The 12,610-nt window shown below is 40.5% G+C and carries 10 protein-coding genes; 8 read left to right on the forward strand and 2 right to left on the reverse strand.

The features are described from left to right. Window positions 1–68 precede the first annotated feature (68 nt). Window positions 69–758, forward strand: a complete 690-nt coding sequence (locus DFQ12_RS16580; protein ID WP_120260180.1) for an FKBP-type peptidyl-prolyl cis-trans isomerase — start codon at window positions 69–71, stop codon at window positions 756–758. A gap of 284 nt (window positions 759–1,042) precedes the next feature. Continuing rightward, window positions 1,043–1,642, forward strand: coding sequence for an FKBP-type peptidyl-prolyl cis-trans isomerase (locus tag DFQ12_RS16585; protein ID WP_120260181.1), 600 nt, complete (start codon window positions 1,043–1,045; stop codon window positions 1,640–1,642). Between the two features lie 100 nt (window positions 1,643–1,742). Here the strand turns inward: DFQ12_RS16585 and DFQ12_RS16590 are convergent, their stop codons facing one another. Next, window positions 1,743–2,501, reverse strand: coding sequence for a hypothetical protein (locus tag DFQ12_RS16590; protein WP_120260182.1), 759 nt, complete (start codon window positions 2,499–2,501; stop codon window positions 1,743–1,745). An 840-nt stretch (window positions 2,502–3,341) separates the two neighbouring features. Between DFQ12_RS16590 and DFQ12_RS16595 the strand changes: the two genes are divergently transcribed. Together DFQ12_RS16595 and DFQ12_RS16600 are read left to right on the forward strand one after the other, a co-directional pair. Continuing rightward, window positions 3,342–4,985, forward strand: coding sequence for an NAD+ synthase (locus tag DFQ12_RS16595; RefSeq protein ID WP_120260183.1), 1,644 nt, complete (start codon window positions 3,342–3,344; stop codon window positions 4,983–4,985). Window positions 4,986–5,246: 261 nt separating this feature from the next. Beyond that, window positions 5,247–5,819 (forward strand): DUF4136 domain-containing protein, encoded by a 573-nt coding sequence (locus DFQ12_RS16600; protein WP_120260184.1) that lies wholly within the window; start codon window positions 5,247–5,249, stop codon window positions 5,817–5,819. Between the two features lie 85 nt (window positions 5,820–5,904). Here the strand turns inward: DFQ12_RS16600 and DFQ12_RS16605 are convergent, their stop codons facing one another. Then, window positions 5,905–6,948, reverse strand: coding sequence for a GntR family transcriptional regulator (locus DFQ12_RS16605; RefSeq protein WP_310446392.1), 1,044 nt, complete (start codon window positions 6,946–6,948; stop codon window positions 5,905–5,907). Between the two features lie 271 nt (window positions 6,949–7,219). On the opposite strand from DFQ12_RS16605, the gene rbsK reads away from it, so the two are divergent. The 4 genes from rbsK to DFQ12_RS16625 are packed head-to-tail and all read left to right on the forward strand — an operon-like array spanning window position 7,220 to window position 12,395. Further along, entirely contained in the window at window positions 7,220–8,137 is a 918-nt protein-coding gene (gene rbsK, locus DFQ12_RS16610; protein WP_120260185.1) for a ribokinase, read from the forward strand. A 39-nt stretch (window positions 8,138–8,176) separates the two neighbouring features. After that, the gene (locus DFQ12_RS16615) at window positions 8,177–10,033 is read left to right on the forward strand and encodes a beta-L-arabinofuranosidase domain-containing protein (RefSeq protein ID WP_120260186.1); all 1,857 of its coding nucleotides are present in this window, start codon (window positions 8,177–8,179) and stop codon (window positions 10,031–10,033) included. A gap of 41 nt (window positions 10,034–10,074) precedes the next feature. Further along, window positions 10,075–11,076, forward strand: coding sequence for a GRP family sugar transporter (locus tag DFQ12_RS16620; protein ID WP_120260187.1), 1,002 nt, complete (start codon window positions 10,075–10,077; stop codon window positions 11,074–11,076). Between the two features lie 20 nt (window positions 11,077–11,096). Beyond that, window positions 11,097–12,395: an acetylxylan esterase gene (locus DFQ12_RS16625; protein ID WP_120260188.1), complete on the forward strand. Its 1,299-nt coding sequence runs from the start codon at window positions 11,097–11,099 to the stop codon at window positions 12,393–12,395. Window positions 12,396–12,610 lie beyond the last annotated feature (215 nt).

The following is a 12,610-nucleotide window of genomic DNA, read 5'->3' on the forward strand; positions in this document are numbered from 1 at the left end:
TATTTGTGTAGCGAAACCAAGCGATAGTGCGTTTTGAGTTTTATAATTAATACACACTTTAAGAAATTATGAAAAATATCACGAAATTTTTAATGGCATTTTTGTGCCTGGGAATGATCTTCACATCTTGTAACAAAGATAATTTTGACTGGGATGCATACTACAGACAACAAGAAGAAGCTATCAAAAGAGAGAAGGCGAGACAAGATTCTTTATATAAAATTCAAGGTCCGTTGTTATTAGAATATGCGAAACAGAATTTCAAGAACGATGCTGGGCAGCCTAATTATGTTGTAGATGACTCAACTAAGATTGTCTATCAGATTTTAAACCCTGGCGATAAAACATCTTACACTTATAAAGCTCAGGTTGGAAATGGAACCTATGTAATCACATCTCCATCAGTAACTATCAACTTCAAAGGACAATTGTTGAATGGAACTGTATTCGATCAAAGCAAAGAAGGCACTCCTACTAATTATAGTAATTTAAGTCCTGCAATTAAAAAGTATGGTGGTTCATGGTATTATGCTTTTATTCCAAAAGTAATTAGTCAAGATGGTCGTGAATTAAAATTCAATGGTTTAACGACAACAGGACTAGTTAAGGGATCTAAAATTCGCTTTGTGGCACCGTCTTATTTAGGTTTTGACCAGACTGAATATAAAGATGGTAGTGAAAAAGTTACAGTTTCAAAAGATACACCTGTTGCGTATACAATAGAAATTACTGCAATTGGGGCTGCAACTTCTAATTAATAAAATAGATAATTTATGAAAACCATTCTCAATATGAGAATGGTTTTTTTTTGAACACCTCGATGCTATAGTACAAATGCTGTTGCTATCAAAAATTTAGTTTAAGTACTGGATAATCATCACAGCACAATTTTGTCTAATATTTCGATCTGCTAACGAACGTTAATTACTGTATCAAAATGTTAATTATTGAAGTAACAGTACACGAAAACAAAAAATAATATACATTTGCTAGAGACCATTTTTAAAATCAAAATGTTTTTTTTAAAACCATCAATAACACTATGAAAAAATTATTATCGCCATTATTCTTGGGAATTGCAGCTCTTGCTTTATTTACTGTTAGTTGTAGTAAAAGCGAAGATGCTCCTGTTTATGACGCAGAGGGGCAATTTAAGACGGATTCTACATTGCTTAAAAATTATGTTGACAGCAAATATCCTAATGCACAATACGATTCAGAAAAGGGAATTTGGTATGAAATTTTAGCCGAAGGCACAGGAAATTACCAATATAAAATCGTGGACACCTTAAATGCTAAACTCTTTAAAGTTCAGCCAACTGTAAAATATACTGGTAGACTATTAAATGGTAGTATTTTCGACCAAACCGAAACCGATAAAACAGCGAGCTTTGAGATCCTCACCAATACCGGTTATTATTATCCTTTTGAGAGCACGATTATACCTGCTTGGACATTTGCCTTTGCACCAAAGAAAATTGGCGACTTGAAACTAGGGGGACTGACCGAAAAAGGACTTCAAAAGGGTTCCAAGATTCATATTATGGTTCCTTCGAAATGGGGGTATGCAAACCGTGCAATGGGAAAAATTCCAGCTAATTCTCCTTTAGATTTTGTTATCGAAGTTGTAGACATTAAATAGTGTCATCCAATACAAGGAGCCAGCAATATTTATAAAATACAAGCAAAAAAACGCCTAAAGCAAATACTAACTTTAGGCGTTTTCTATTTATTTCTGTTATTTAACAATATATCTTATCGAATACCACTGCATTATACTTCCCCTTCACTACTGGAAAATAGGAGCCTGCAATCTGCTCAAAATAACACACTCCAACTAAAACAATAAGTGCATTCCCCAACTTAGGAATCCAGCCGAACGAAAACTTTATACCCGGAATAGGCCGAACATTGGATAAGGCATGATGATCGGATCGCCAGACAATTGGCTCTATCTGCGCTGGAATGGTCGCACCAAACTCTATCACAGCAAAAACCATTTGTGCATGTGTACTCGTTTCATAACGTCGAATTCGTTGAGCGGGAATAAATGCCGGTACCGCAACGATACCTGCTCCTTTTGTGACATCAAATGATACATGAATATCGGTCAAAACCTGGTCCTTAAACTTGAAATTCCGATTGGTTTCCAATCCGCCCAATAATTCTAGCCCCCGCCCAGTGACAATACGCTCTCCTCTCCGATGTACTGGATCTGATTTCAAAACCATAGACATACGGCTCACAAGCCTATTAAAAAAACTTTTATCTGTACATTGAAACAGAATATCCTGTAATCGCTGCTTTAACAGTTTGCAACTCTTCATCGTTCGTCCAAATTCTTGCGCATTTTCTTTCGTCCGCTGAAAACGGGAATCCGTCTCAATCTGTTTTTTTGTTGCGCCAGTCTTTTTACGTACCAACTGTACTCCTGCACTTTCATAAAAGCTAAGATCTCCGAAACTTCCTTTTATTTTAATTATTCCAATTTGTCTTGCCATAGCATAAATATCAGACAAGATCCCATAAGCAATGTCCCAAATGTCCCTAAATGGGGTCAAATGTCCCTAAATGTCCCTAAATGTCCACTTGAAATGTAACATAAGAAAAACACCTAACAATCAAACAGTCAACACATTATAAAACATTTTCAGAAAAGAAGCAGCACTAACCACAATGTACAAGTAAAAGCAGGTTTCAGTATACGTACAGTATGGATTAAGTATTCATAAAGTATCACTATGGTATCTATGTGATGATAGGACGGCAATCCTATAACACTAGTTCTAACCCGTGATAAACCTAAATGACGATTGAAATGAGCGAATGAGAAAGGTTTTTAAATAACAAAAGCTCGAAGTGGGGAACTCCGAGCTTTACCTAACCAATTATTAACCTAAATTATGAAAAGTTCTTTATATATTATTTTGTATATATCTTTCTGTTTTGATATATCAAAGGTAAGACACATTTCCGTTCATGTCAAGAAATTTAACAGCATTTAACGTTGTTAAAATTATGTTAAAACAATTTAGCACTTTATTACAAACAAACAGATCCTTTTTCATCTGCAATATTTTTAATCATTATGCAAGGGAATTGATAGATCAACATTATCCGTACCGATCAGGTGCAAAAGAGATAAATAAACACACTAATGGCATGCATGGATTCTTTAAAAAACAGTGATCAATAAAAGAAACACTTTCAATAAAAAGGAATAAATTTGTAGATAGACACTGCAATGTATTAGGATCTACTATCCCGATAATGAGAACCGGAAACCATCCTGTTTTTTCAAACAACCTTGCGGATCTAATAAAAAGAAAAAATAAATACGGATGAAAATAGCTTTAGCACAATTGAATTACCATATCGGTAATTTTGAAGCAAATACAGCGGAAATAATTCAAGCAATCAACCAAGCCAAAGAAGCATCGGCGGACCTTATCATCTTTTCGGAGCTTGCTATTGGCGGCTATCCCGCCAAAGACTTATTGCGAAGTAATGTATTTAAGCAACAGTGCAACGAGGCTATTCACCAGATTGCCGCTCATTGTAAGGAAATCGCCTGTATTATTGGAGCTCCGGTCACAAACAGTGATCCCAAAGGAAAGGAACTTTACAATACCGCAGTATTTATCGAACAGGGTGCTGTTCGAAATATCGTAAAAAAAGGCCTGCTCCCCGATTATGATGTATTTGATGAATACCGCTACTTTGAACCCAACAAGCGTTTCGACTGCATCATATTGAATGGTGTAAAAATTGCCCTGACAGTTTGCGAGGATCTCTGGGACGACGATGAGGGTGGCAACTCCTACGTGGGTGATCCCATGGACGAACTCCGAAAAGAGGACCCGGATCTTTTGATCAATATTGCCGCCTCACCATTTTCCTACACGCACTTTGATGAACGTGTCAAAGTACTCTCCCGGCAGGTCAAAAAATCCAACCGTCCACTAATCTATGTGAACCAGGTGGGGGCACATATGGATATTATCTTTGATGGCAGATCACTAGCACTTAGTCGTGAGGGAACAAAGGTTGCCGAATTAAAACGATTTGATAGTGATCTGCAATATGTCACCTATCATCAAAAAAATATTACCTCAACCACGGCATCCATCAAAGATCCGGTAGCTGAAATTGCATTGATCCATGATGCGTTGATCCTAGGCTTGCGTGATTATTTCCGAAAATCAGGTTTCAAAAGAGCGATCCTCGGTTTATCTGGTGGATTGGACTCTGCCTTAGTAGCGGCTCTGGCCTGTGAAGCCCTCGGCGCTGACAATGTGCTCTCCATTTTAATGCCTTCCGTGTACTCCTCAGACCATTCGATCAAAGATGCCCTAGATCTGGTGAACAATACGGGTTGCAAACACCATATTGTCCCCATAAAAGATATCGCTTCGGCTTACGAGAACACACTTGCCCCTATTTTTGAGGGCTTAAAGCCTGATACCACAGAGGAAAACATACAAGCTCGTGCGCGTGCGGTTATCTTGATGTCCATATCCAACAAGTTTGGTCATATCCTATTAAATACTTCAAATAAAAGCGAAGCTGCCGTTGGCTATGGCACCTTATATGGCGACATGGCCGGTTCCATTTCGGTTATTGGTGATGTCTATAAATCCAAAGCGTACGACCTGGCACGTTATATCAACCGCGAGCGTGAGATTATCCCCATCAATACCATCGAAAAAGCGCCTTCTGCTGAATTACGGCCTGATCAGAAAGACTCGGATTCACTACCAGAGTACGACCTGCTGGACAAGATCTTATTTGAGTTGATTGAAAATGAAAAGAGCGGTTCCGAAGTTGTAGCAATGGGATTCGAAAAAGCGTTAGTAGAGAGAGTAAGTAAATTGGTTAATAATGCTGAATTTAAACGCTTTCAGGCACCGCCAATCCTCCGGATCAGCCCAAAAGCTTTTGGCTCAGGAAGACAGATTCCATTGGTGGCAAAATATCCATATTAATTTTACAATTAGGATTAAACCATATTTATAGTTTTTTGTCTAACATTAGAGAATAATTCCAGTGCATACAGCACAGACAACAAATTGCCATAATGCTTTGAGTCATAGAAAGGCAGTAAAAGCAGATAGATTAGAAATTAAAACAAGTTAAATAAATATAAAAGTTCCATATAGGCCATGAAACCATCATGAGTATAATGCTTAAAAGCAAAACAGTATATTCATGGTAGATTCATCACAGTTAATAAACAAATTACTACGATGAAAAAGATTCTATTATTTTTGGTGCTCTGCATCGCGCTTGCATCATGTTCGTCTTATCAATATAATACCACTCGGGTAGAAAAGATGGATTTCACTCCTTTCAAAACGTATGCCTGGCTACCGCCGGTAGACTCACTTTCGAAATCTTATTTTGACAATGATATTGCCAAAACTAATATTTTGGATGCTGCAAATACGGCTTTAGAGGCAAAGGGACTCCAATATTCAAAAGATAATCCAGATTTATTATTCCGTTATATTACCATCGTCAACAACAAAAGCCGTTTGGTCTATGGCGGTGGCGGATATTATGGCTGGGGTGGTCCTTGGGGCTGGTACAGACCATGGTTCTCACCTTACTTTTATGGTGGTGGATATTACCCTGTTGCAAAAGAACGTTATCGTTATGGTCACTTGATCATCGAGGCTATCGACCGCAAAACAAATGCGGTGATCTGGCAAGCACGCGGTTCAGGTGATGTGGATAATCCTGAAAAGGCCATCAACAACATCAGTAAAGTAGCGAAAGGTGTGATTGATTTGTTCCCCGTAAAAACATTAAAAAAATAAAACAGCACGCCAGCAAAATGGATGTTAGCTGGCAATAAAAGCAAAAGCCTGGTTTCTGATGAAACCAGGCTTTTGCTTTTATTCACTAGATCGATGGTCGAAGTTTCAAATAAAATGGAACTTCGACACGGTCCTTTGATTTATTTTTGATCAATTCCGCAGCCAATCGCCCCATCATCTCAAAATCGGTCGATATTGTGGTAATACCGTTAAGGATAAACTTCTTTAATGGCGTTTCATTATAAGAGATCACGCCGACATCAGTACCTATGACTAATTTCTTTTGGATAATCTTGTTCAATAACTTGACAAGATCGTCTTCAATGATATTAATGTAGCAGGTCTCTTTGATCACCTTCTCCCGATGCAGATCGGCAACCAATTCATGCTCAAAGGCGTATTGCTGACAAAACTTATAAAAGCCCTTGATAATGGCTTTTGGAAAATCACTATGATCTGGGAAGACAAGCTTAAGCATTTGGTATTTACTCAAGGATTCATTTGCTTCCTCTAACGCATTATAGATATCCTGTTCATAATTTTCATAGACCGCAGGAAACTCCCCCGGAACATCTTCAATAAACTTACCCAACAACATCAATTTCTCCGTCGGGATCTTACGGATAACATCTGGCGCTTTATCCCGTCCTTCTTTAAAATGTGGGAATAACACATAATGATCATATGTTTTGGTCAGACTTCCCAACAAGGTATTCAAATAGGACAGGTCGGAGTTGTAGACAAAGAGATCCAAATTGGCATAATCCCCCAGCTCGCGTGCAAAGGAGTCATAAACAATCTTTTTATGTGTGCTGAGCTTATTTAAAAAAAGGGCAATTTTGAGTTTAGACTGCACATCAATTTTATTGATGTAATATCCCTTTCCAGGATTGGAGGCAATAATCTCCTGATGTTTAAGATAGCGATAGGCTTTCTCCACCGTATCCCGGGATATGTCCAGATAGGTGCTAAGTTCATTGATCGATGGCAACATATCATCTTTCGACAAGATTTCATTTTTAACAGCATCGACAATCGTATTCGCTAATTGTAAGTATTTGGGGGTGGCCGAAAAATCACTAATTTCCAGTGTTTTTAAAAACTGAGCTATTGCATTGGTCATATTCATGGCTTGGATATCTACATTATAAGCACGATAAGAAACTTTTAGGTTTCAATTGGTATATCCTCCGATTGAAATTACACACAAAGGAGCCTCTCGTCTCCTCAGTCAGAAGAATACACTAAGATACCTTATATACATCAAAAAAATAGGAAATATCTTCCCTCAACTATCCTGCCCTTACCTGAACGAAAAAAATGGTAATAATAATTAACCAAGACATGAATTCTGTACTTTTGACTAGTAATCAAGTAATAACGAGTAAACCTGATATTTTATGAGCAGAACAAATATTGTCGTGCTAGGCAGTTCCAATACGGATATGGTTATCAAAGCCTCTCATCTTCCTGTACCAGGGGAAACAGTGCTAGGTGGGCAGTTTTTCATGGTCCCTGGTGGAAAAGGAGCCAATCAGGCTGTCGCCGCAGCCAGAGCTGGTGCACAGGTATCTTTTATTGCCAAAGTTGGGAACGACATCTTTGGTCAACAAGCCATCACCCACTACCACCAGGAAGGCATTCAGGTAGATACAATCTTTCAGGATCCGACAAATCCCTCCGGTATCGCACTTATATCTGTAGATGCCCAAGGCGAAAACTGTATTCTCGTTGCACCCGGATCAAATGCGGCGCTGCTACCACAAGAAGTGTTGGCTGTTCAGAACGTCATCTGCGAAGCTGCAGTACTACTCATACAGCTGGAAATCCCTATAGCTACAATAGAAGAAGCCAGTACGATTGCAACGCAGCACGATACCAAAATTATCTTAAATACCGCTCCTGCACAACCACTTCCAGACAGCATTTTAAACCGAATTGATATACTGATATTAAACACGTCGGAAGCCCAATATTACACCGAAGTCATGGTTGAAAATTGGGAGACAGCTCGTCTGGCTGCCGATGCGATCAGTCAGAAATGTCCGGGCACTATTATCATTACTATGGGCGCAAAAGGGTCACTCATCAAGGAAGAAAACAACTATTTCCAAGTCCCCGCCGAAAAAGTCAATGCAGTTGACAGTACAGCCGCCGGCGATACCTTCTGTGGCGTTTTGGCCAGTGCCATCGCTAGGAATATGCCTGTCCTAGATGCCGTTAGACTGGCTTCAAATGCTGCTGCAATCTCCGTTACACGCCTAGGAGCACAGACCTCTATTCCCTACTGGCGGGAATACAGTACAGCATCCAATTAAAACCTTTTATAATCAATTATTCATCCTATTTAAATCAACATGTCTATTCGTATTTTTTTATCAACAACCGTCTTGCTTCTGACGACCATCCAACTGAGTCTAGCACAGCTGATCACAACAGCGGCGATACCGAAAGTAGATTACGTTGTGCCTTCTCAATATGATCTCGCGATTCCTCAAACGGATATACTGAGCGGTTACCTAGGTAATCGTTACCAGCTCAACCTGGAAAAGAGGCTCCTCCAAGTCGATGAAGAGGGCTTATTGGAAGGTTTTCACAGCCGACCAGGAAAGCAACGCTGGATCGGTGAACATATTGGCAAATACCTCGAAGCAGCGGCCAATACCTGGCTTGTCACCAAAGATAGCCGGCTGAAACAACAGATGGACCGGATGTTTCATCGCTTGCTTGAAACACAAGGTGAAGATGGCTATCTCGGCACCTATCTACCCGAAAACCGCTGGACGTCATGGGATGTTTGGGTGCACAAATACGACCTCTTCGGGTTGCTTGCTTACTATGGTGCTGTAGGTGATCCAAAAGCACTAAAAGCCGCAACACAAATCGGAGATTTGCTCTACAACACCTTCGGCGATACCCCCGGCAAAAAAAATATCCTCAAATCTGGATCACACGTGGGTATGGCAGCCACCTCTGTCATTGATCCCATGTTGGATTTATACCGATGGACTGGAGACAAAAAATACCTTGATTTTTGTCGCTATATCATCCGTGCTTACGACTTCGAAGGTGGCCCAGCCATCGTCACCTCCATTTTAAAACATAAACGCGTGGACAAAGTCGCCAATGCCAAAGCCTACGAGATGCTTTCCAATATCGTGGGATTGGTAAAAATGTATCGTTTAACCGGCGATAAAGATCTTTTGAATGTAATCAATTACACTTTCGATGATATCAGTGCCAACCGTTTGTTTGTAACCGGTACGTCAAGCGACCACGAACGTTTTCAGGATGATCATTATTTACTGGCAGATACTTCAGCACACATGGGTGAAGGCTGCGTCACCACAACCTGGTTACAGTTCAATACACAACTATTCTCCATTACAGGCGATTTAAAATATTACAATGAAATCGAGAAGACAATTTACAACCATCTACTGGGTGCCGAAAACCCGCAAACAGGTTGTGTGAGCTATTATACGCCACTGATTGGCGAAAAACCTTACCGCTGTAATATCACCTGTTGTCTGAGCAGTGTCCCTCGGGGGATCGCACTTATTCCTTACCTGAATTTTGGTCAATTAAACCATATTCCAACCATATTGCTCTACGAGCCGGCACAGATCAAGGAAAAGATTAAAACTTCATCACAACAAACAATTCCGTTGGAGTTGACCCTGACGACTGAGTTTCCGAGAAAAGGCACCGCAACTTTGCAGGTAAACCTCCCACAATCAGCACAGTTCCCACTACAATTACGGGTTCCGGAATGGGCGACAAACTATACCGCAACAGTAAATGGAAAAACCTACAAATCTGAACCCAACCAGCTGCTAAAAATAGTACGTCAATGGAAGAACAATGATAAAATCAGCATATCTTTTGATATTCGAACAGAAATCGTCAACGGTGGAAAGACCTATCCCGGAAGCTTTACCTTAAAAAGAGGACCACAGATCTTTGCCCTAGATCAGTCATTAAACCCACAAGTAGATTTCGAAACCGCCAAATTGGTTTACCCCGAAAAGGCGGCGATCAAGCTCACCGAAGCGCAGGATAAATTGCCTAAAAATTGGGTGGGCACTTTGGCTTATTCAACCGACATCAGTACGAGTGACAATAAGAAACAATCTATTCTCCTGGTACCCTATGCGGACGCAAGTCAAACCGGTGGTTTTTCTAAGGTATGGATACCAACAACAGGACGATAATAAGCGATAACTTAATAAATTAACGGATCAAATATCACCCTATGTTTATTGTAAGCAGCTATGCACAGGCCATTTTTTTCTGCATCATCACAATGCTTTGCTGGGGTTCCTGGGCAAATACTCAAAAATTAGCGAACAAAAACTGGCGCTACGAACTTTTCTATTGGGATTACGTACTAGGTATTTTTCTGCTTTCGCTGATCTTTGCCTTTACATTGGGTAGCCATGGTGAGCTCGGTAGGCCTTTTGTCGCGGATTTGAAACAGGCGGAATCCCAGCATATTTTCAATGCCCTATTGGGGGGAATTATTTTTAATGCCGCCAATATCCTTCTTTCTTCGGCCATCGCGCTAGCGGGGATGGCTGTGGCATTCCCCGTCGGTATAGGGACTGCATTGATTTTAGGTGTACTGATCAACTATATTGCTGCAACCAAAGGAAACCCTACTCTCCTATTCATAGGGGTCATCTGTATCGCTATTGCCATTATCATCAATGCCATTGCATACAAAAAAGTAACAAAAACACAGAACAACCGCTCTTCCAAAGGGCTATTATTAAGCCTCCTGGCTGGTCTTCTGATGTCGCTTTTTTATCGCTTTATTGCTTCTGCCATGGACCTTGATAATTTTGAGGCACCCGCAAGCGGAAAGATGACCCCATATACCGCCGTATTTATCTTTTCGGCGGGTATTTTATTGAGCAATTTTATTTTTAACACTTTGCTGATGAAAAAACCATTAAATGGTCCTCCTTTGAGCTATAAAGAATATTTCAACGGAAATTTTAGCGTACATACTGTTGGTCTCCTAGGGGGTATCATCTGGGGGATTGGCAACTCGCTCAACCTTATTGCGGCTGGTAAAGCTGGGCCAGCCATTTCCTATGGACTGGGACAGGGTGCAACATTGGTCGCTGCACTCTGGGGTGTATTTATCTGGCGGGAATTTAAAGGTGCCTCCAGGCAGGTCGTTTTATTACTAACGCTCATGTTTATCTTATTTATTATCGGACTTCTGCTTCTTATTGAAGCGGGTAAATAATCTCTTTAGAATCGCTTATCATGCAACAGATCAACAAATTTTTCCTCTCAATACTATTCTTGCTTTGTGTCTTCAGTAGCAGAGGCCAGTCCGAAAAACTAGCTATTGAAATTAAGACTACCTATGCTGACTGGCTTGCGAAACCAGGAGATAAAGTCATTTTTGATATCAGTATCCTAGCTAACGGGCAACCCTTCAAAGGTGATAGTGTTTCCTATGAGATTGGCCCCGAAATGGTAAATCCCTTTGTCAAAGAACAGATTCCAGATTTTTCAGGACATTTTAAAAGTGACGCTTTTACCTTAAAAAAGCCGGGATTTTTACGCTGTACAGTCGTCGTAACCCAAAATGGAAAGCAGACAAAAAAACTCTGCACCATCGGTTTCTCACCCGAAAAGATTGTGGCAACACAGCATACACCTAATGACTTTGATTCTTTTTGGGATAAGGCTATTTCGGAACTCAAATCTGTTCCCATGCTGGCAACGAAGACCTTATTGCCAGACAAAAGCACAGTGGAAGTTGATGTCTTCCGAGTTTCTTTCAACAACATCGGAAACAGTAAAATCTATGGAATACTTAGTGTCCCTTCCGATCCGGGCAAATATCCCGCCGTCTTACGTGTACCTGGAGCTGGGGTCCGTCCCTATGGTCCGGAGATTGAACTGGCCTCCAAAGGGATGATTGTATTGAGCATCGGAATACATGGCATTCCCGTAGATTTAGATTCCGTAGTTTACAAAGATCTCGCTGCCGGGGCCCTGCGTGCATATTATAACAATAACCTCCAGGATAAAGATCAATTTTACTATAAACGGGTTTATTTAGGTTGTATACGGGCCAATGACTATCTATCCTCCCTGCCAGAATGGGATGGAAAAAACCTGATCGTCATGGGGGGAAGCCAAGGCGGTGCCCTAAGCATCGTAACCACCGCATTGGATAAACGTGTTACAGCGGTAGCTGCACTTTATCCTGCACTATCAGATGTCACAGGTTATCTGCATCATCGTGCGGGTGGATGGCCCCATTATTTTGCTCCCAACAACTACAGCGTTTTGAAGAAGATCAATGGTCTTGAAAATACACTCTCCTATTACGATGTGGTCAACTTCGCCAAAGGCATCCGTGTACCGGGCTTCTATTCCTGGGGATTCAATGATGTCGTATGTCCGCCAACTTCCATGTATGCCAGCTACAATGGGATCAGTGCACCAAAAGTATTACGTATCTATAAGGAAACCGGACATTGGACGCATCCCGATCAAAAAAATGAATGGTTCGACTGGATAAGAAAGCAAACCGAAAAAATGAAATAATAACAAAAAACGGAATCTAGTATCATTAGATTCCGTTTTTCCTTAAAGTACCCCCCAGCAGATATCGATAATTCTTTTTTATTTTTTTCTAAGTATCAATACATTGGTTTCAATCCCATTTGTCCTTTAACACATCCGTTTTTACCGCTAGAAATACACTCATCTTGCGCAATTCTTAAGCCTCTCCGGCAAGATCTATTCCTCTTGACGGCCAA

The sequence above is a fragment of the Sphingobacterium detergens genome, from assembly GCF_003610355.1.
Lineage (GTDB): Bacteria > Bacteroidota > Bacteroidia > Sphingobacteriales > Sphingobacteriaceae > Sphingobacterium > Sphingobacterium detergens.